Origin of the sequence: Sporosarcina sp. SAFN-015, from assembly GCF_051966875.1 — a bacterium.
Lineage (GTDB): Bacteria > Bacillota > Bacilli > Bacillales_A > Planococcaceae > Sporosarcina.
On sequence record NZ_JBQCKP010000001.1, the window covers coordinates 32,132 to 52,774 of the forward strand.

Below are 20,643 nucleotides of genomic sequence, written 5' to 3' on the forward strand. Positions count from 1 at the left end.
GAATCTCACTTCTCGGTAAGAAGACAGTGTGCACAATTCATTGCGAATCTTTTTTGTGCAACGTGTCCATACCTCCCTTTCGGCTGCATTGCTATCCTTACTGTATGAACTAATTAAAGGGGTGGCTTCAATGGAAGAGTTAGTATTGGATCGTATTTATAAAAAGTACGGGGATGACGCCGTTGCTGTATCGGATTTTAATTTGCGCGTCGAGGAAAAGGAATTCATTGTCCTCGTCGGTCCTTCCGGCTGCGGTAAATCCACTACGTTACGGATGATTGCAGGACTTGAGGAGATAACTGATGGAGAGCTGCGGATTGAAGGCAAACTGATGAACGATGTTGCTCCAAAAGATCGCGATATCGCCATGGTGTTTCAAAATTACGCGCTATATCCACATATGAGCGTTTACGATAATATGGCATTCGGATTGAAGCTTCGTAAATTCTCAAAAGCTGAGATTGACGAACGGGTTAGAAAAGCAGCAGACATTCTCGGGCTAGATGAATATTTGACACGTAAACCGAAAGCTTTGTCTGGGGGACAAAGACAGCGGGTTGCACTCGGCCGGGCAATCGTACGGGATGCTAAATTGTTTTTGATGGACGAGCCTCTTTCAAACCTTGACGCTAAGTTGCGGGTTCAAATGCGAGCGGAGATTTCGAAATTGCATCAGCGTTTGGGTACAACAACCGTTTACGTAACACATGATCAGACGGAAGCAATGACGATGGCAACGCGTCTTGTCGTTATGAAAGATGGATTGATTCAACAGATCGGGACGCCAAAAGAAGTATACGAAAATCCACAAAACGTCTTTGTAGGTGGATTCATCGGGTCCCCGGCCATGAACTTCTTTACAGGTACCATACAGGATGGACAATTTGCCATCGGACCTGTTTCATTCAAGATTCCAGAAAAGGCATATCGACTGTTGGAAAAGCGGGGACTCGTTGGAGAAGAAGTAATACTTGGCGTCAGACCAGAGCATATCCATTATATGAGCGATGGTACTGAGCATTCGTCTGACTCCGTTGTGCAAGTACAGGTCGATGTTGCCGAATTGACCGGAGCTGAAATGATGGTATATTCCTCTATTGAAGGACAATCATTCATCGCTCGATTGAATGCGGATGCGGATGTTCAGCCTCGACAACAATTACAGTTAGTCTTCGACTTGGAAAAAGCCCATTTCTTTGATAAAACGACGGAAATGCGCATAACAGAAGAGGTATAATATACAAGCCTTTGCTCTTCAGACGAGCAAAGGCTTTTTCATTGCTATAACCGCGAACATAAAAAAGGTGCAGGATATTAACATATCCTACACCTCATTCGTTAAATAGTATATTGGATTACCCTGTTCCACAGGATCCTTCCTTGTTGTTCCGAAGCGGAAAAAGGCGCCCCATAATCCCGCATCCCCTTTCAAAAGGCTCGGCTCAATCCGCCGTTCTTTCCCTTTGAATAAAGGATGCTGTACATAATCGGCCAGTTCTTTTTTCACGGCTTCGACGAGTCGCGGATGGTTGTTGAACACACCGCCGCCTAATACGATTGCATGTGGATCGAGCAGGAGAAGTGTATGGTGTACTTCCCTTGCCAATGCCCTAACGGCTTCGCTGAGAATGAAGACCGCTTGATCGTCATTTGCGTAATAGCGGTCCATTACATCGTGCAGCGACATTTCCGGATTGGCATAAGCTGCTTTCGCTTTCATCTGCATTGCAGGTCCCGACACTTGCGTCTCCAAGCTCGACATACGATCATCCACGATGCCGAACCCTATTTCACCAGCCATTCCCGCTCCTCGCACGAATTGACCGCCAATTATGCTGCAGCAGGAAATGCCTGTGCTCAACGTGATGTAAACGAGAGACTCTTCGGCAAAGTCCCTCTGTTTATACTCTCCCCATGCAGCCATATACACATCGTTATCCACTTTGATATCTGCCGAAGAGTAAAGCTCCGACAACCGTTCCTTTATCGGAAAGTCCCGCCACGGTAGATTGTTTTGGAATACCGCGACCCCTTTATCCACATCCACGATACCAGGTAGTCCAATTGAGATGCCCTTTATAGCCGTTCGTTCTAATCCGGCTTCCGTGCACAATTCATCACACGCGTTCGTAAACAAGCGATAAAGCAATTCTCCGTCTTCCGTTTCACTCTTCTTCACAGTGGAGCTGACCATTACCCCATCCATACTGAAAAGCGCCACCGCCAACTTCGTTCCTCCGATGTCCGCCGCGAGTATATATTCCATTCGATCCACTTACGCCAATTTGACGACCTGTGTAAGATTTCGCGGTTGGTCAGGATTGTATCCGAGACGGACAGCACGCTCATATGCCAGGAATTGAAGGAGCGGAACGTATAGTGAGTAACGATTGCGGTCGGTAATTTCACCAGTCAGTCGAATAAGTTGATTCGCTTCAAAATCTTCATTTGTTGGTCCGATGACAAGCACATATCCGCCAAGACGCTGTATATCTTTCACAAGACTTTGATCAAAAGCGGCCGTCTCCTTTTGTGCAAGTAGAATGACAACAGTCGATTCGTCTACAATTGAAATGGGACCGTGCCTGAATTCAAGACTGGAATAGCTTTCGCATTCTGTTTGCGTCATTTCTTTCAATTTCAATGTAGCTTCTTTCGCCAATCCGTTATATTGACCAGATCCAAGATAAATGAATCGTTTTTTCGTCAAGTCTTCCGCAATCTTCTTCGTCTGGTTCTCTGACGAAATCAATCCATTCACAAGATTCGGGATGAGTGCAAGCTCCTTCAAGTCTTGCTGAGAGCCAGCCCACTTCACTGCGTACAATTGCAAAGCATACATCATATTTGAGAAAGATTGCGTCATGACAACACTTCTCTCCGAAATATGGTCAAGAGCAATTACTTCATCAGCCATCTCAGCCATTGCCGTATCGCCATTGCAAGTGATCGCCAATGTACGGATTTGCTCATTCTCCTTCAAGTTGTCCAATGCCATAATGATTTCCGATGTCGTCCCAGATCGTGAAATAGCGACTACTAAATAATTCTTCCCTGGTATGATCCACGAAGAAGCATGAAGAAACAGCTCGGAAGCCGGCACAGCCGCGGCGAGCACACCCGTTATGCTTTGATAGTATCTCGCTGCCGAAGAAGCCAAGTAAAATGACGTGCCGCATCCCGTGAAGAGGACTTGGTCGACTTCGCTCGAATTGAAAGCTTTCTTCTCCAAAAGTTCATAAGTCTTATGCAGCTGTTCTGCCTGGTTTTTAATTTCGTTATACGTATGCATCATCGTAATCTCCTCCTCAATTCAATTCGTTAATCTCAATCGATTTCATTACATCCACGACTTCATTCCAATCACTGTATCCGATCTCCGGGTGTGCCGCATTGACAGAACCGCACGCAATCGCCCTCTTATACGCTTCCACATCATCTTCAGAAGAGGAAAACCCGTACAGCAATCCGCCGATGAATGCATCTCCGCTCCCTACAGGGTTTTTGAGGTCAATAATGGGTGCTTCCGCCTGGAAGGAACCTGATTGATTGCAAAACAGCGCTCCCTTTCCTCCCAATGTAAGACAAACATGCCCGATTCCTTGTTCTACAAGGCGGCATCCTTCTCTACGCATCCTCTCCGTGGACAAGGACTCTGCTCCGACCATATCAGCAAATTCCTGCTCGTTCGGCTTGATTGCAAACGGTTTCGCTTCTATGCCATACCGCAATGCCATTCCACTCGTATCGAGCACCGACTTAGCGCCATTCGCATTAATGATATCGATCATTTGCGCGTAAGCATCATCAGGCAACCCTTTCGGCAAGCTGCCGCTCAATGCAAACCATTTGGTCTTCTTCGATTTCTCGCGCAACCAGTCTAGCATCGACTTCCATTCATCCTCGGAAATGACTGGGCCGCTTTCCAGCAGCTCTGTGCCCTTCCCTGTTGAAGTTTCCATAACAGTCAAGCATACTCTGCTTTCACCAGCTATCGGTATGAACTGTTCAGAAATCCCTTTTTCTTTCACGAGGCGACGGATTTTTTCACCATTGCTGCCGCCTAAAAAACCGCCGACATCTACCTCAGCGCCTAATGAAGTAAGAACTTTAGCGACGTTCAGGCCTTTTCCACCAGCGTCTTGGTGCATATTCGAGATCCGATTGACTCCGCCAACATCCAAACTACCAATCCGGTAAACCTGATCGATTGCAGCGTTCAATGTGATCGTTGTTATCATCGTTGCAGCATCTCAATTTTCTTTTTCACTAAGTCGATGAGCGCTTCTCTTGCCGGCAGGAAATATTTCCTTGGATCATTTTCATTTGGATTTTCAATGAAATAGGAACGCAATTCATCGGCAAATAAGTCCTTTAATTCTGTCGAGAAATTCACTTTCGCCACACCAAGATTCAAAGCCTTGCGCACACTTTCCTCGCTGACGCCCGATGCACCGTGCATCACTAATGGAATCGATGTCTCTTCTTGGATCTTCCTAAGCAGATCGAATTGTAAATCCGGTTCTTGCTTGTAGTTTCCGTGGGCAGTTCCGAAAGCAGGGGCTAATGAGTCGATACCCGTTTCCCGTACGAACTCACCAGCAAGTTGCGGATCGGTGAATACCGCCATGCTTTCATCGATAACGAGGTCATCCTCCACACCGCCAATCGTTCCAAGTTCAGCTTCCACCGGTATCCCGATCGGCTTCGCAGCCTCCACAACGCGTTTGACGAGCATCACATTTTCCTCATACGGAAGAGTCGAACCGTCTATCATGACAGACGTATAACCTGCCCGCAAACATTCCATCACGACATTGAAAGATTCCCCATGATCCAAATGCAATGCGACCGGCACTTTCGCTTGTTCAGCCGCCGCCTTTGCCATCGCAATCATATAAGGCATTCCGACATATTTATATGTACTAGATGTAGTTTGTAAAATGACCGGAGCCCCGACCGATTCAGCTCCTGCAATGATTGACTTGATAATTTCCAAATTATGTGCACCAAATGCCCCAATTGCGTAATGGTTGTCTCGAGCATCCTTTAGCATCTCTTTTGTAGTAACTAATGGCATTTACATAACCTCCTCTATTATAGGGTTGTTGGTACAACTAACGAAAAGCGGAAGGCGGCGTTTAGCCCCGACAAGCGCTGGAGGATTTGAAAAAAAGGCGCACTTTGCCTTTTCTTTCAAATCCGAAGCGACTCGAGGGGCTGCCGCCTGTAGCTGGACAATAATAGTGAGAGAAGCACATAGATAAACTATGTACTTACACTAAATCGGTATAAAACCGGCAGCGATCGCCACGTACGATTGATATGCAAAATTCCACCGGACGATTGTTCGTATCAAAAGCTGTACGTTCCAATAGCAAAGCAGGCTTTCCTACTTCCGTCTTCAAATGGACGCTTTCTTCTTCCCGGATCAAAACAGGCTCAAATGCCTCTTTCGCACGGATGACGGAAACGCCATAACGATTCGCCAGCAAGTCGTACAGCGATGACGTTGCAACATCAAACAAATCATCCTTATTTCGTACGATTGACTTGGGCATGTAGGAGGATTCCAATATGATCGGTTCCCCATCTGCACAACGGATACGTTTCATTTTGATCACTTTTTCCTCGCGCTCAAGCTGCAACCCTTTTCGCACAGCCGAGGAAGGACTCACTTCTTCAACTTCCAGAACGATATCCGAAGGTTTGAAGCCTTTATCGCGCAGCACTTGGCTAAAACTATAAAATCCTCCGAGCGATTGTTCAAACTTCGGGTGCGCAACGAAAGTCCCTTTTCCTTGAATCCGGTAAAGCATGTCTTCTTGCACCATTTCTTCAATGGCCTTTTTCACTGTATTTCGACTAACGTTAAATGCAGCCATCAACTGGTTTTCCGAATCTATTTTATCGCCAGGATTCCATTCACCAGATTTGATGCGCTCCTCTAAACGTTGCTTCACTTGATAATATAATGGAATAATGCTTGCTTGATCTAATGGTTTCATCCAAATTCATCCTTTTAAATTGTTCTTCAAGTTCCAATATATCATCACTTCAGCAAATTTCACATAAAATCATATAATCTCTTGAAATCGGAGTTGGCGGATGCATAGGCAATCGTCCCATTACAGATTGTCATTTCGATTTGGTCCGTTTCGTCTAGAATGACGATATCGGCATCTTTTCCTACTGCAATGGACCCCTTCCGGGAATCGATGCCTAACCGTTTTGCCTGATTCGATGAAGTAACGTATGTCTGCTCAAGCAATGACAGGCCGCCCCACTTCGCCATGTTTTTCCTCGCTTCATTCATCGTCACGATGCTGCCTGCTAAGGAAGCCCCTTGTTCTAACGTACATTTTCCATCTTGCACGATAACATTGTTCCCTCCTAAATCATAAACCCCATCAGGCATTCCTTTTGCCCGGATGCCATCTGTTATGACAAGCGTCCGTTCGATTCCCTTCTGCCTCAATAGAAGTTTCAGCAAATCAGGATGAAAATGATGTCCGTCCGGAATTACTTCGACAAAAACGTCGTCAGCGAGCAGTGTTGCTCCTACCACTCCAGGTTCGCGATGATGAAGCCCTCTCATTCCATTGAATAAATGGGTCGCATGTGTTACACCACTTCGCACATTTTGCAACGTTTCTGCATATGTCGCATTTGAATGTCCAATCGAAGCGATGACCCCTTCTTCAACGACCCTTTCAACAAAGGAACGATCGCCCATCTCAGGAGCAAAGGTGACAATTTTGATTGCCCCTCCCGATAACCGTTGCCACTCGTTAAACAATTCAATATCGGGGCGTAAAATATGCTGCTCCGGCTGAGCCCCTTTTTGTGCCGGATGAATAAAAGGCCCTTCCAAATGGATGCCAATCATTTCAGGAACGCCTTGCATATTTTGCTCACGGTACGTTTTTATAGCAGACATCGCTTCATCGATCCGATTGACCGGGTTTGTCATCGTCGTGGCAAGAAAGGAAGTTGTCCCTTCCTGTGCAAGTTTTTTTGCAATGCCTTCTAACGCCTCAACCGAAGCATCCATCACATCAAAACCGCCCGCACCATGAACATGAATATCAATCATACCGGGGATGATCCGTTTCCTTGATCGGCAATCAAACTGCAGATCACAATCAGGAATGGGCGGGCATTCTATCATATGTCCGAGAGAACAAACTGTACCATCTTTCAAACATAAGTATCCGTCTTCTAATATCGATCGTTCCAATACGATTGTTGCATTCAGCAGCCAAATTGGTTTCATGATCATAACGTCCTTTCCAAGTCTACTAGTCTTCCGCCTGCAATGTGCCGTCCATCTTCCCTTTTAAACGGAATATGCCAGAGGACATCCACGACAGGAACAGAACGGTTATACTGATTCCGAAAAAAGGCAGCAGTCCAGGAATGAATAAAAAAAGACGATACAGTCCATAAAGACCAATGACCGACATAAGCGCTTGAAGCGGAAACGATATGCTTAGCAAAATGGAAGTCGAAAAATATCGGGTGAAGGGAAGCTCATAATGGGCGAAAACAGGAAAGATATTCATTACCAGTACCGCATATAACAACAGGACCATACTGAGCAATGCAAGCATAACCAATCCATGCATCCCACCGATTGTTGACACGATCCGAAAATTCAGCACTAGAAAATAACCGAGAATAATTAAGACGATGCCTATTTTATTCGACGTAACAAATTCTTTCTTATACGTCTGCCAATAGTTTCGAACTAACGTTTTCAGATCATCCTCGCCTTGGAGTCTTTTCCGCATGACATGAAACATCCCGACTGTAGCTGGAGTGACTCCAAAAACGATGGCTCCGAGCAACGTCAATCCAATCCATAGCAGCTGGACGACCGCCAACATCATTACCAATTCCGCAAACCAATATAATTTTCCTCTCCACCCTGTCAACCCCACTGAAACCATCTCCCATAAATGCTAAAGCTCATACGGAGGATGGCCTCCGTATAAGCTTCCAATCACTTTTCTTTTTCCATGCGCTCGTATGCTTGCTGGGAAACGTCCAAGTAATCTTGCATTCCCATTTTTTCAAGATTCTTTGTGTACTCTCCCCATTTGCCGAAATCCATCTTTCCTGTAATGAATGCTGCCGTCGATTCATTCACATATGTTTGGATATCCGTCATGATGGCGCTCACTTTATCATTTTCTTCAACTGTATAGTTCAGCCCAGGTAAAATGTCTTCGTCTTTAATACGGTAAGGCTTCACCTTCTCGGCATTCAACGTCGAATTTTCCTTCGACTCGGCACCTTGGAAAAATTTCTGTCTAACAATTCCTGGATAGTAACCGCCCGGCCATGTCAAATATTCGCTGATCGCCTGGTCCATATTCAAGCCGTCCGGGTTATTCGTAATGGTTTCAAGGTATTTGAAATTCCCTTGGTCATCTTCTTCATATGTGATGCCTTCAAAGCCCATGAAGAACATTTTCGTCCCTTCTTCTCCATAGAAGTAGTCCATCCAACGAACCATCGCTTCCGGATTCTTCGCTTTATCCGTTATGACGAACATTCCCAAATTTCCGAGACCGTTCGAAACCGTATTGTAAGCACGCTCTCCATTCGGTCCTTCGAGGACTGGCAATCCGACATATCCATCAAGCTTCACCAATTCTGCAGGGTCGATGGCGTCTAACACTCCATAATTCCCTTTCGAAATTTCAGCGGTGAAGTCTTGCGGAGCGACTGTAAATACGTCTTGGTTAATTAACCCTTCCGAATATAATTTATTCATATACATGAGCATTTCCTTATATTCATCAGTAGCAGGAACAAATCGGAATTCATTCGTCCCTTCCTTAAAGTCCAGATTAATGTTCATGGAGCCTTGTTTGTTCAATCCGAAGCTTCCACGAAGATAGGAGAGCATAGGATTGATGCCATAAACACTTCCCCATCCTTGCTCGTCCGCCTGCCCGTTGCCATTCAAATCGTTCTCCTTGAATGCTTTCAACATTTGGTAGAACTCTTCCGTCGTTTCCGGTTCCTTCATGCCTAATTTATCGAGCCACTCTTTTTTGACCCAAGGTGCCCCTGCACGAAGTGCTTCGAATTGCGGGTCATAAATCGTCGGGAATCCATAAATATTTCCGTCTGCCATCGTAACCCCTTGCTTCACCGATGGATTTTCATCGAGAAGCTTCTTGAAATTCGGGGCATATTTGTCGATATAGTCATTCAGTGGTAGGAAAATTCCTTGTTGCCCGTACTTTAACAAATCCGTTTTCGAGAAAGCCGAAGCAAAGTAGATTTCTGGATAATCTCCACTCGTCAACGACAAGTTTCTCTTTTCCGCCAACGCTTCCGTTTGGACAGTCGTCCAATCGACTTCAACGTTCGTCATTTTCTCATATTCGTCCCAAAGCATAAGATTGTTCCAATCTTGCGAAGCGAAGAACTTCGCTGCAAAGCCATCTACTTGGATTTTCTCCTTCACGATCGGCATACCCGTCTCGTTTACATTATCCAAGTCCCCTTTTTCGGAAGCACCGTCCGTTTTCGAACAGGCTCCTAAAATTCCAGCTGACAACAATAGGCTTGCTGCCATACCCGCAAAATATTTTCTCCTCACACCAAACTCCCCCTATTATCCTTTTAGTGAACCAATCATGACACCTTTTACAAAATACCTTTGCAAGAATGGATACAGCATAAGCATCGGTAGATTTGCAACAATGAGTACTGCATATTTCAAGCCTTCCACACTAAGTTGCTGCGCCAGGAAACTTTCGCTCGTTGTCTGGATCATGTCGTCTGTCTGCCCTTGGATCAAAATTTGCCTCAAAATGAGCTGCAAAGGGAATTTATCTTGATCTTGCAAATAGATGAGAGCTTGGAAATATGAATTCCAATGGCCGACTGCATAGAAAAGGACCATAACTGCAATGACAGGAAAGGACAGCGGCAATACGATGTTCCACAAAATCCTGAAGTTGCTGCACCCGTCGATCATCGCTGATTCTTGCAATTCATGTGGAATCGACTGGAAGAAAGTCCTCATAATGATGATGTTCCAAACAGCTACGGCGTTCGGAATGATCATGACCCAAAACGTGTTCAGCATTCCCAAATCCTTTATTAATAAGTAAGTGGGAATCAATCCACCGCTGAAAAAGATCGTGAAGACGATGAACGCCATAATGAGTCCCTTACCTTTGAAATCTCTCCGGGATAGTGGATACGCAGCCAAAATCGTCATAATGACGTTCAATACTGTACCTGCAACCGTATACTTCACCGTGTTCATGAACCCAGTAATGATATCTTTGTTTTTAAAGACTTTCTCATATGCATCCAACGTGAATTCCTTCGGCCAAAGCCACATCTCACCCGAAATGACGTATTGCGGATTACTCAAAGAGGCGCTTACGACAAAAATCAACGGATAGATGACGAGCAATGCGATTATCGTAAGGAAGAAATAGTTAAAAAATATAAAGGTTCTATCAGTCTTAGACTCTCTCAATTGCCCCACCCCTTACCATAAGCTTGTCTCATTCACTTTCTTCGCAATCTGATTCACCATGATGAGCATGATGAAATTGATAATGGAGTTGAAAAGCCCGACCGCTGCCGAGAAGCTATATTGCGCCTCCAATATTCCACTTCGGTAGACGAAGGTGGATATGACATCGGATGCCGACATGTTTAGCTCATTTTGCATCAGGTACACTTTTTCAAACCCGACCGCCATTACAGAACCCGCATTCAAGATGAATAGAATGACGATGGTCGGCATAATTGCGGGTATATTAATATGGATAATACGCTGGAACCTGGAAGCCCCGTCAATCATGGCCGCTTCATGCTGGGCCGGGTCGACCGCTGCTAGTGCCGCAATGTAAATGATTGAGCTCCATCCCATCGTCTGCCATACATCGGAAAACACATACAAACTTTTAAACCATCCCGGCTCCGAAATGAAATCGATTGGAGATCCACCGAAAAGGCGGATTACTTGGTTAATCAACCCGTCCGTTTTCAAGAAAAGCAAGAGCATACCGACGACTACAACGGTTGATAGAAAGTGCGGCGCATAAATAACCGTCTGGACGAATTTCTTGTACCGCAAACTTTTCACTTCATTCAACATCAACGCGATAATGATTGGAATCGGGAATGACACGGCTAATGTGAATACTCCAATGCCTACCGTATTTTTAATTAATCTCCAAAAATAGTAACTGTCGAAGAACCGTTCGAAATGCTTAAATCCTACCCACGGGCTACCTAGGATTCCCTTTGATGCGATGAAATCCTTGAACGCAATTTGCAGCCCATAAAGCGGGAAATAGTGGAACACGATAAAATAGATGATGACCGGTGAAATAAGGAGGTAGAGCTCCCAATTTTGCCAGATCGATTTCCACCACTTCGCCCTTGCTTTCCGTTTTGCTTTTTTCCGTTCATCCGCTTCCAACTTTTTCACCGACTGGACGTTTTCACTTACATTGGTCATACACACACCCCTTTCATTCAAACATCATCAGTTATGTACAATGCTAGATGTTTGTGAAACCTCTACCACCTTGCCTCCTGAACGAATAGACTCAGTAGCCGCGCAACCGACTGCAACACTCATCCTGCCTGCGAAAGGCGACGTTAGCGGTTCTTTGTCATACAGTACGAGCTCAACGAAGTCTTGTGCAATTTTCGGATCAGCCCCGCCATGGCTACCCTTCTCAGCTTTCATGTCATACGTGACATCACTGAATTCTTTCCACGTATTCGTCTTCCGTGTTTTCAGATAAACCTTTCCATTTACATCATCGTTTTCAATCCGGCCTTCCGTTCCAATGAACGTGTAATTGCGCGAATAGTCCGGCGTGAAATGGCATTGCAAATACGATGCTTTCACTCCGCCTTCAAGCTCCATAATAAGCATGTTGTTATCTTCCACATCGATTTCTTCCCGGAATGCACATTCCGTGAAAGTATGTGGAACATACTCAGGACAAGTTTTCTTCAAACTGCACTCAGGACATGTCAAATTGTTCGGCATATTGCCGCCATAGTAATCCAAACTGCCGAACGCCGACACTCTCGTCGTGTATCTCCCTGAAATCCAATGGATGACATCGAGATCATGCGACCCTTTCTGCAAGAGAAGCGACGTTGTATTTTTCGATTGACCGTGCCAGTCATGATAGTAGAAGTATCCGCCGAAACCGACAAAATGACGGACCCAAACCGCTTTCAACTCACCAATCGCTCCTGAATCGATAAGACCCTTCATCGTCTGATACATACTCATATATCGCATATTGAAACCGACCATCAAATGCTTGCCCGATGCTTTCCAAGCCTCCAAAATCCGATCACAACCTTCGACCGTAATCGCTAGCGGCTTTTCGGAATAGACATGCTTCCCTGCTTGCAAAGCGGCAATCACATGCTCCTCATGTAAATAATCCGGTGACAGGACAGCAATCGCATCAATATCGTCCTTGTTCAAAAGATCCCGATAATCCTTCGTTAAAAACAACGGAGAACCAATCATTTCCTGAAACTTCTGTTGCCTCGCTTCAGAAATATCCGCAAGCGCTACAATCTCAGACTCGCCATCCGGCTTATGCCAGTACTGCGCCAAACCTCCCCGTAAACCAGCACCAATTACCCCAATCCTCACCTTTTTCAAAATGGCCCCATCCTTTCCTTTTATAAAATAAAATCATGGAAACGTTTTCAACTCATCGTAAAAAATTCATTGGATGTATGCAACATCATTTGGTCATTCACTACAACACGTCATTAGGTTGTTGGTACAAGTTACTCTAAATAAAAAATGCCAGAATTGATTTCTGAACATTAGTATAATGAGAATTATAGAGAGTAGTCTTAATCATGTCAAGATAGTTTTTTGTTTTTTTTGAAGGTCAGCATCACTAGAGGACAACCATAAGTAGGCTGTCCTCTTGAAAAATTAATGTTATTCCATTGATATCAATAAATAATCTTTTGATATTTTACACCTTCTTATATCTCCCTTTCCTTAAACCCTATCTGCTATAACATTTTTATTGATTAACGCTCCCGGCCTCTTACCAGTCAGCGCGGCAATGAAGTCCCGACAAGCCATCTTCTCCATATTCGCACGGGTTTCAGCGGTCGCCGATCCGATATGTGGGAGGGTCACTAAATTGGGTAAGTCTAGGAATGGATGATCCTTTGCAATGGGCTCCTGTACATAGACATCCAATCCTGCAGCAAGGATTTCGCCTTCCTTCAAAGCAGCCGCCAAATCATCCTCATTTACTAAGCCACCTCTTGATCCGTTAATGAAAATTGCGCTATTTTTCATAAGTTCAAACTCACGACGGCTCATCAGGTTAATAGTTTCCGGCGTTTGTGGCGCCATCAGGCAAACGAAGTCCGCTTGTCGCAGTAGATCGTCCATTTCCAAGTACGTTGCACCATACTGTTTTTCAGCCTCAAGATTCCTTGACCGATTGTGATAGAGGATGTCCATTTGAAACCCGAAGTGCGCCCGCCTTGCTATCGCTTGTCCTATCTTCCCCATCCCTATGATGCCAAGCGTTTTCCCATGTACATCTACACCGAAGAGAGACGGACTTAACCTTGCATGCCATTGTCCTTCTTTCACATACTTGTCGAGTTCGGGAATTCTTCTCGCTGTAGCGATTAACAGGCCAAAAATGGCATCGGCAGTTGTTTCGGTTAAAACGTCTGGTGTGTTCGTCGCTAAAATTCCCCGTCTCGTCAGTTCCTCAATGTCCAGATTGTCATATCCTACCGAAATATTTGAAACAACTTTCAATAAAGGTGCTTGGTCAAGAAGTCGAGAGTCCACTTCTAATCCTCTACCAATCAATCCTGTTATTGTAGGAAGCTCATCCTCGAATTCCGAAGTCCCCGGTTTGGCAATGACAACTGCAAACTGTTCTTCCAGTTCTCTTATTCTATCTTCAGGAAGCGGACTGTAGATCAACACTTTTTCGCTCAATTACAATCACTCCTATTGCGTATTTACATTCACCACACTTAACGATTAATTTCCAATCGCCACTTTACCCGATTTCAATCTACCGATAATTTGTTCTGTAACTTCAGCTGTAGTATGCTTGCCACCAATGTCTGGTGTTAAGAATCCATCGTTCGTGACAGCTTCAATCGTATTCAACAATTCCTGACCGAGCTCCTCTTCTCCGAAATGATCCAACATCATTTTAGCAGTCCAAATTTGTCCAATCGGATTCGAAATCCCTTTTCCAACGATGTCAGGAGCAGAACCATGCACAGGTTCGAACATAGAAGGATATTTTCCGTTCACATTGATGTTTGCCGCTGGTGCTATGCCGATGCTTCCCATAATGGCAGCGCCCAAGTCTGTTAAAATATCTCCAAACAGGTTGCTCGCAACAACGACATCGAATTTATCCGGATGAGTAATGAAAAATGCCGAGAGCGCATCGATATGTTGCGAATCACTTTTAATATCAGGATACTCTGCGGCAACTTCTTTAAATATCTCATCCCAAAACGGCATGGAATGGAAGATTCCATTCGATTTTGTAGCACTCGTTACATGCTTTTTCCGTTTGGCCGCCAGCTCAAATGCAAATCGCATTGCCCTCTCAGTACCTTTTCTTGAGAAGATAGCATTTTGGATTGCAATTTCGTCTTCGCCTTGATAGATTCTCCCGCCAACAGAGCTATATTCCCCTTCACTATTTTCACGGACTACCATAATGTCGAAGTCTTTCGGATTAACTAATGGAGAACGGACGCCTTTAACTAGTTTTGCAGGGCGGAGATTAATGACTTGCTCAAATTCACGCCTGATTTTTATTAGAAGTCCCCAAAGGGAAATATGATCGGACACAAGTGTGGCGTCTCCCACTGCCCCTAAAAAGATGGAATCGAAGTTCTTCAATTTTTCAAGACCATCGTCATCCATCATCTTTCCATGCTCTAAGTAATAGTTGCAGCTATAAGGAAACTCTTCAAATTGAAATTTTAATCCGCCATGTACATCCGCGATTGTATGAAGTACATCAATTGCCGCTGGTACGACTTCCCGTCCAATTCCATCTCCTGGTATCGAAGCGATTTTGTATTTCTTCATCAAAAATCCTCCCTTTTTATATAAATCAATTATATTACTAACTATTCAAACAATTTACGAGATAATGATAGAACAACAAATTCAAATCAATCCTATCCATCTCCACCATGTGGAGGCAATAAAAACGGTAGCTATAATCGTTATGAGTGTCGCATATAAACCTGGTTTCAAGAAGTCATTTTGCGATATCATTCCCGTGCTGTGCGCCAATACATTTGGCATTGACTCCACAATTAAAATGAATCCAAAGAGACATGTGAGTCCAGTCGTAAACCCGACAATTAACGGATCTAGCCCTGCATTTGTCGCCACACTTATCATGATCGGCACCAACGTGACGACGGCTGTTGAAACATTCGATATCAATTTATGGAACAACTGCGCTGTAAGAATAACAACAATTATCGTTATGAAAGGATTTTGCAGCAGTGTCACAAACCAGTCCACACTTAAATAATGACTGATTGTATGCGTTGCGCCAGAATCGACAAATGTATAGCCGATTGACAACGTAACACTTAACAACAGGACCGTATTATAATCAATTTTCACGATTGGTTCCCATGCAGCAATGCCAATTTTAGGCAGCGTCATCAGAACAACTCCTATTAGAGCTGGGATGCTCGGATGCATTCCATGTAATGGTTCTGTCAACCAAAGCCCGACAATGAAAAACAATATGAGCAAACAGCGGATCTCTCGTTTATTTACCGGCCCTATTTCATTCAATCTTGCTTCCATCTCTTTTCGAATTAAAGGGTAGTATTGTTGTTCCTTAGGTAACGGAAATATTTTCAGCAATAAGTACCATATTGAAGGAATCAAGATGAGCCATAATGGAAATGTATAGTAGAACCATTGTAAATACGTTATGTTAATGCCGGCAAAACGATTTAAAAGCTCTACAGTCAAAATGTTCCCAATCGCCGCGGTCATAACTGCCGTACCGCTAATAACGCCGCCAAAAGCAACGCCTAACATGATCATCTTCCGCAGATTGCTGCCAGGTTTAGCGTCAATCGTGTCGATGATCATCGACGAAACCGGTAACATCAATGCTGAACGGACCGCTGTCGACGGAATGAAAAAAGCTTGGATCTGTTGGACAATAATTATGCTTCCTACCAATCCTTTTGAACTGTTGCCCCATCTTTTTAATACTTCATATGTCATTCTCTTAATGAGAGTCGTTTCATTTACGGCTGCCGCCAACATCATCCCTGCAACAATTAGAAATGTGGCAGGGGAGGCAAAGCCGCTAAAGATGATCGATGAATCGGCCACATTAAAGATTAGCATGAACAACAGCAAAATCAACGCAGTAAGACCAATAGGTATCGGTTCCAATGACCATAAAATAATGCCAAAGATGATAATGCTCATCATCAGTTTCCCCGTAGTAGAAAATGTATCAGGCAATAAGAAGAACATGCCAAGGAAACATAAAATCGCTAAAGCAATATACAACATCGGAGTTGCTTCCTGCGTCTTACGCATTTATAAAGCCCACAACCTTTCCTGTTCAACACCCCTTGACTCTTGTCATAAACGAAAAAGATGTATTCTCTGGTTGTGTTTTTATGACAAAAGACTTCTTTATTCGGCGAAACAGACCCAGCCCGCAAAATGATTCGTTCTAAAAAAATTTGCTATTTTGTGGAAACCAGCTTCGCCGAGCAATCTACGAATGTCTCGCTCGGGGATAGAAGATTCGGTCAACGTACCTTTCATGAGCTCTTCAACTTTTTCTTCCGGCATGCTTGTCGTATCCAGCCAATAATCTTTCCAAAGGGAAACGAGCATTTGAAACTCAGGGTCATCCGGATCGCCGCATTTGCTCACAAGTACGAACGGAGCACCAGGCTTCAAATGTGATTTTACCTTTTTCAATAACGCTAGTTTTTCATCTACGTCTGCAATGAAATGAAGAACTAAAATACATGTTGCGGCATCGAAAGAATATCCTTCCGGCACATCCGCAACCGTTCCGTTGATAAATTCCACACGACTATCGATTCCTAGTTCATGCGACTTGAATTTCGCCAACTCAAGCATCGATTTTGCCGGATCGACAGCTGTAAAGGTCCAGCCTGGATTTGTCGTTCCAAACGCTTTCAGTTCATTGCCCCCTCCTCCCCCAACAATAAGGAGAGAAGAGTCTTTTTTAAGATTCGCACGTAAAAATGTTTGGGACAGTCGCATCATAGGATCGTACGTCGGAAGTGTCCGCCGTACCCCTCTGTCATATTCAACTGCAATCTTTGAATCGAACTCCATCTTTTCAGGCACTATAGCACCCCCCATCTACTATCGTATGACTCTTTAATTTTGGTTGTTTTTCATCATATTAATTAAGTTATCTCTCGTTCTTAATATATGTTTTTCAGTAACTTTTCTTAGTTCCTCGCCATTTCCTTGCCTAGCATATTCCAACATTTGAAGATGTTCTTTACGTCCTTCATCTATCGTATTTGCGAGCAGACTCGGCGTATAAGACGGAATTCCTTTCCAAAGCGTATCGATAAATCCTTTAATCCTTCTCCACGAACAGCCTCCCATTAATACTGTATGGAATTTTTCATTGAGAACCATATATTCTTCAATGTCTTCGTCATCTCCAAGTAAGCTAGACATTTTCATATATAATTCTTCTAACTCTTCAAAGTCTTCATCTGTTAAAAATTTATAAGATTGCGCTACAGCTTCTCCTTCTAATAATGCTCGCAACCGATATATTTCCTCAATATCCTCAATTGAAATTGGTGTTACGATTGCGCCTCTCCTCGGCTCAATATGAACGAGGCCTTCCGTTTCCAGTTGGCGCAACGCTTCCCTGAGAGGCATCCTGCTTACACCTAGTTTTTTGGCCCATTCCTCTTGCATCAGTCGTTCCCCCATTTTAAATTCACCTTTTAAAATGAGTTCGCGTAATCTAGTTGTTACTTTGAATTGCAGCGTCATTCGATCATAATCAGGCAGTTTGTAGTTATTCATGTTCTTCCTCGCTTCTATTTGACTTCTAGATAAAAGGCGCCTTCCATTTACAAACTACTTATGTAATACGAAAGACGCTCCCTTCCATTTTATATGCTGTTATCCAATAGTCAAAAGTAATTCATAAGAATCTGACGTCGTTTTCATGAAGATATAACGTTCATCGAATCATGAACGCTTTTGATTTCAACTTTGTATTTTTCTTCAATATGCTTAACGATCATTGTATGATCCGCACCTTTTCCCAACTGATCCGAAGCTTGTTTCCATAATTGAAGATTCGTAGTAGCAACATCCAACGAGACGTTTTCAGTTTCAGCTATGAGATTGGCAATCGTTAAATCTTTTACCATTAAATCGAGAGTGAATCCCGAATCAAATTTCCGATTGACTATTTGACTAGGAAACTTCAACTCACTTGAAACACTTCTTCCCGTACTCGTATTAATGACAGCGAGCATTTTATCGGGATCTAAGCCTAACTTTACGCCAAGCGCGATTGCTTCTCCTGTAACAGCAAGGGTCGTTGCAGATACCATATTGTTCAACGCTTTAATTGTATGTCCCGCACCGATTGCTCCTACATGAATAACATTTTTGCCGATCTTACATAAAAGTGATTCAACCTCTTTAAAATCTCTTTCTTCACCGCCTGCCATTACGGAAAGAGTGCCATTCCTCGCTTTCGCTACACCTCCGCTGACAGGAGCATCGATCATCCTCAAACCTTTGCTTTTTAAAGTTTCATTCAATTCCTTTGTTGAAGAAGGATCAGAAGTCGTCATCTCAATCAACAGACTTTCCGGTCCCATCCCATGTACTAGACCTTCCGCCCCGAGGACGATCTCCTTAACGATCAATGCATTCGGTAAAAGGGTAATAACATATGGATAATTACTTGCTAAATGTGCAGGCGAGCGTTCAGCAACAGCTCCTAATGCAACCATTTCATCTACTGCGGCTTGATTGATGTCGTATACTCCAACAGAAACTCCAACTTCGAGAAGTCTTTGCGTGATCCTGCTCCCCATATTTCCTAGCCCAATAATTCCTACTCTCATCTACATCACCCCTTGCTTGGAATCGCTAGCCGTCTTGTCTAAATTCTAATACGCTATCCCTATATACATCTCCACCGTATATATCGTTAATGACGACGACAGGAAAGTTTTCGATTTCCAATTTACGGATCGCTTCAGTTCCTAAATCTTCATAAGCAATCATTTCCGATGACTTGATGGAGCGGGAAATGAGAGCTGCCGCCCCTCCAACAGCACCAAAATAGACTGCCCTATGATTTATCATTGCTTGCTTAACCGCTTCACTTCGATGCCCTTTTCCGATCATTCCTTTTAAACCTTTTTCCAATAAAACCGGCGTATACAAGTCCATTCGTTCACTCGTTGTCGGACCTGCCGAACCGATTACTTCTCCAGGCTTGGCAGGAGTCGGGCCCACATAATAGATGACTTGGCCGCTCAACTGTATGGGCAATGGCTTCCCTTCCCCGATGAACTCCACCATCCGTTTATGCGCCGCATCTCTCGCGGTATATACAGTACCGGATAACAATACGCGGTCGCCGGCCTTTAATGTCTTTACACTCTCTTCCGTTAATGGAAGCTGTATTTTTATCGGCATCATGACGCCTCCTACCCCAATTGAACCGTTTCATGCCGGCTAGCATGGCAATTTAAGTTCACTGCTACCGGAAGCGCAGCGATATGACATGCCTCCGATTCTATTTTCACATCCAACGCCGTCGTACTTCCGCCCATTCCTTGTGGTCCGATCCCTAAGCGGTTAATCTGTTGAATGAGTTCCTCTTCCAGCTCAGCAATCTCTTTACTTGAATGGCGGACGCCAATCGGTCTGAATAAAGACTTCTTTGCTAAATAGGCACACCTCTCAAAATTCCCACCTATGCCAACACCGACAACTAGTGGTGGGCATGCATTTGGTCCGGCTACTTTCACAACGTCCAATACATAATCTTTAATTCCTTGTAAGCCATCCGAAGGTTTTAGCATTTTCAAGCTGCTCATATTTTCAGCTCCGCCACCTTTTGCTGTCATATGAAGAGTCAATTGACTCCCTTCCACTAACTCAATATGGATGATCGCTGGGGTGTTATTGCCTGTATTCTTGCGGTTAAGAGGATCGTAAATCATTGAATTTCGTAGGTATCCCTCGCTGTAGCCTTTTGCAACCCCTTCATTAATTGCATCGATTAGACTTCCGCCTGCTATTCTACAATCTTGGCCCAGTTCGACGATGAAGACTGCCGTTCCTGTATCTTGGCACATTGGCACTTGGTCGCGTTTTGCGATATCGGCGTTTTCAACCAATTGGGAGAGAATTTCTTTGCCTGTATCGGATTTCTCCGTCTGTAAAGCTCTTTTGAATGCCGAGTATACATCTTCGCCTAAATCATAATTGACCTTTTGACACATCAATTTGACATGATGGACGATATCTTCATACGTTATTTCCTTCATTCGTTTCCCCCCTCTGTC

At 44.0% G+C, this 20,643-nt stretch carries 20 protein-coding genes; 1 reads left to right on the top strand and 19 read right to left on the bottom strand.

Going from position 1 to position 20,643, the window contains the following annotated elements; genetic code table 11:
- The first annotated feature begins 130 nt into the window (after positions 1-130).
- Positions 131-1,237, top strand: coding sequence for an ABC transporter ATP-binding protein (locus ACTHPA_RS00140; protein WP_440498029.1), 1,107 nt, complete (start codon positions 131-133; stop codon positions 1,235-1,237).
- Positions 1,238-1,324: 87 nt separating this feature from the next.
- Here ACTHPA_RS00140 and ACTHPA_RS00145 read toward each other — a convergent pair whose 3' ends face one another.
- The 19 genes from ACTHPA_RS00145 to ACTHPA_RS00235 form a co-directional block, all read right to left on the bottom strand.
- The gene (locus ACTHPA_RS00145) at positions 1,325-2,266 is read right to left on the bottom strand and encodes an ROK family protein (protein WP_440498030.1); all 942 of its coding nucleotides are present in this window, start codon (positions 2,264-2,266) and stop codon (positions 1,325-1,327) included.
- A 9-nt stretch (positions 2,267-2,275) separates the two neighbouring features.
- Entirely contained in the window at positions 2,276-3,295 is a 1,020-nt protein-coding gene (locus tag ACTHPA_RS00150) for an SIS domain-containing protein (RefSeq protein WP_440498031.1), read from the bottom strand.
- 13 nt (positions 3,296-3,308) lie between these two features.
- Positions 3,309-4,241, bottom strand: a complete 933-nt coding sequence (pfkB, locus tag ACTHPA_RS00155) for a 1-phosphofructokinase (RefSeq protein ID WP_440498032.1) — start codon at positions 4,239-4,241, stop codon at positions 3,309-3,311.
- Positions 4,238-5,080: a class II fructose-bisphosphate aldolase gene (locus ACTHPA_RS00160; RefSeq protein WP_440498033.1), complete on the bottom strand. Its 843-nt coding sequence runs from the start codon at positions 5,078-5,080 to the stop codon at positions 4,238-4,240. Before ACTHPA_RS00160 ends, pfkB begins: the two co-directional genes overlap by 4 nt.
- A 196-nt stretch (positions 5,081-5,276) precedes the next feature.
- Entirely contained in the window at positions 5,277-6,008 is a 732-nt protein-coding gene (locus tag ACTHPA_RS00165) for a GntR family transcriptional regulator (protein WP_440498034.1), read from the bottom strand.
- 59 nt (positions 6,009-6,067) lie between these two features.
- Positions 6,068-7,276: an N-acetylglucosamine-6-phosphate deacetylase gene (nagA, locus tag ACTHPA_RS00170; protein WP_440498035.1), complete on the bottom strand. Its 1,209-nt coding sequence runs from the start codon at positions 7,274-7,276 to the stop codon at positions 6,068-6,070.
- Positions 7,277-7,301: 25 nt separating this feature from the next.
- The gene (locus ACTHPA_RS00175; protein ID WP_440498036.1) at positions 7,302-7,943 is read right to left on the bottom strand and encodes a YesL family protein; all 642 of its coding nucleotides are present in this window, start codon (positions 7,941-7,943) and stop codon (positions 7,302-7,304) included.
- Positions 7,944-8,005: 62 nt separating this feature from the next.
- Positions 8,006-9,619: an extracellular solute-binding protein gene (locus tag ACTHPA_RS00180; RefSeq protein ID WP_440498037.1), complete on the bottom strand. Its 1,614-nt coding sequence runs from the start codon at positions 9,617-9,619 to the stop codon at positions 8,006-8,008.
- Between the two features lie 15 nt (positions 9,620-9,634).
- Positions 9,635-10,513 carry a carbohydrate ABC transporter permease gene (locus ACTHPA_RS00185; RefSeq protein WP_440498038.1) on the bottom strand — a complete coding sequence of 293 codons (879 nt, stop codon included), beginning with the start codon at positions 10,511-10,513 and terminating at the stop codon, positions 9,635-9,637.
- Positions 10,514-10,525: 12 nt separating this feature from the next.
- A complete protein-coding gene (locus ACTHPA_RS00190; protein ID WP_440498039.1) occupies positions 10,526-11,506 on the bottom strand; it encodes an ABC transporter permease in 981 nt (326 codons plus the stop codon).
- A 27-nt stretch (positions 11,507-11,533) separates the two neighbouring features.
- Positions 11,534-12,685, bottom strand: coding sequence for a Gfo/Idh/MocA family protein (locus ACTHPA_RS00195; protein ID WP_440498040.1), 1,152 nt, complete (start codon positions 12,683-12,685; stop codon positions 11,534-11,536).
- Between the two features lie 354 nt (positions 12,686-13,039).
- Complete coding sequence (locus ACTHPA_RS00200) at positions 13,040-14,011, bottom strand: 2-hydroxyacid dehydrogenase (RefSeq protein ID WP_440498041.1); 972 nt, start codon at positions 14,009-14,011, stop codon at positions 13,040-13,042.
- 45 nt (positions 14,012-14,056) lie between these two features.
- A complete protein-coding gene (locus tag ACTHPA_RS00205; protein WP_440498042.1) occupies positions 14,057-15,133 on the bottom strand; it encodes a tartrate dehydrogenase in 1,077 nt (358 codons plus the stop codon).
- Positions 15,134-15,214: 81 nt separating this feature from the next.
- Positions 15,215-16,603, bottom strand: coding sequence for an SLC13 family permease (locus ACTHPA_RS00210; RefSeq protein ID WP_440498043.1), 1,389 nt, complete (start codon positions 16,601-16,603; stop codon positions 15,215-15,217).
- 126 nt (positions 16,604-16,729) lie between these two features.
- Positions 16,730-17,422, bottom strand: coding sequence for a class I SAM-dependent methyltransferase (locus ACTHPA_RS00215; RefSeq protein ID WP_440498044.1), 693 nt, complete (start codon positions 17,420-17,422; stop codon positions 16,730-16,732).
- Positions 17,423-17,455: 33 nt separating this feature from the next.
- The gene (locus ACTHPA_RS00220; RefSeq protein WP_440498045.1) at positions 17,456-18,127 is read right to left on the bottom strand and encodes a GntR family transcriptional regulator; all 672 of its coding nucleotides are present in this window, start codon (positions 18,125-18,127) and stop codon (positions 17,456-17,458) included.
- Positions 18,128-18,270: 143 nt separating this feature from the next.
- Positions 18,271-19,188, bottom strand: a complete 918-nt coding sequence (locus ACTHPA_RS00225) for an NAD(P)-dependent oxidoreductase (RefSeq protein ID WP_440498046.1) — start codon at positions 19,186-19,188, stop codon at positions 18,271-18,273.
- Between the two features lie 25 nt (positions 19,189-19,213).
- Complete coding sequence (locus ACTHPA_RS00230) at positions 19,214-19,768, bottom strand: Fe-S-containing hydro-lyase (protein ID WP_440498047.1); 555 nt, start codon at positions 19,766-19,768, stop codon at positions 19,214-19,216.
- A gap of 11 nt (positions 19,769-19,779) precedes the next feature.
- Complete coding sequence (locus ACTHPA_RS00235; RefSeq protein WP_440498048.1) at positions 19,780-20,625, bottom strand: fumarate hydratase; 846 nt, start codon at positions 20,623-20,625, stop codon at positions 19,780-19,782.
- Positions 20,626-20,643: the final 18 nt, after the last annotated feature.

Bases quoted from the DNA above. Each gene is read 5' to 3' on its own strand.
- ACTHPA_RS00140 (WP_440498029.1), top strand. From the start codon at position 131: ATGGAAGAGTTAGTATTGGATCGTATTTATAAAAAGTACGGGGATGAC.
- ACTHPA_RS00145 (WP_440498030.1), bottom strand. From the start codon at position 2,266: ATGGAATATATACTCGCGGCGGACATCGGAGGAACGAAGTTGGCGGTG.
- ACTHPA_RS00150 (WP_440498031.1), bottom strand. From the start codon at position 3,295: ATGATGCATACGTATAACGAAATTAAAAACCAGGCAGAACAGCTGCAT.
- pfkB (WP_440498032.1), bottom strand. From the start codon at position 4,241: ATGATAACAACGATCACATTGAACGCTGCAATCGATCAGGTTTACCGG.
- ACTHPA_RS00160 (WP_440498033.1), bottom strand. From the start codon at position 5,080: ATGCCATTAGTTACTACAAAAGAGATGCTAAAGGATGCTCGAGACAAC.
- ACTHPA_RS00165 (WP_440498034.1), bottom strand. From the start codon at position 6,008: ATGAAACCATTAGATCAAGCAAGCATTATTCCATTATATTATCAAGTG.
- nagA (WP_440498035.1), bottom strand. From the start codon at position 7,276: ATGAAACCAATTTGGCTGCTGAATGCAACAATCGTATTGGAACGATCG.
- ACTHPA_RS00190 (WP_440498039.1), bottom strand. From the start codon at position 11,506: ATGACCAATGTAAGTGAAAACGTCCAGTCGGTGAAAAAGTTGGAAGCG.
- ACTHPA_RS00205 (WP_440498042.1), bottom strand. From the start codon at position 15,133: ATGAAGAAATACAAAATCGCTTCGATACCAGGAGATGGAATTGGACGG.
- ACTHPA_RS00210 (WP_440498043.1), bottom strand. From the start codon at position 16,603: ATGTTGTATATTGCTTTAGCGATTTTATGTTTCCTTGGCATGTTCTTC.
- ACTHPA_RS00220 (WP_440498045.1), bottom strand. From the start codon at position 18,127: ATGAATAACTACAAACTGCCTGATTATGATCGAATGACGCTGCAATTC.
- ACTHPA_RS00225 (WP_440498046.1), bottom strand. From the start codon at position 19,188: ATGAGAGTAGGAATTATTGGGCTAGGAAATATGGGGAGCAGGATCACG.
- ACTHPA_RS00230 (WP_440498047.1), bottom strand. From the start codon at position 19,768: ATGCCGATAAAAATACAGCTTCCATTAACGGAAGAGAGTGTAAAGACA.
- ACTHPA_RS00235 (WP_440498048.1), bottom strand. From the start codon at position 20,625: ATGAAGGAAATAACGTATGAAGATATCGTCCATCATGTCAAATTGATG.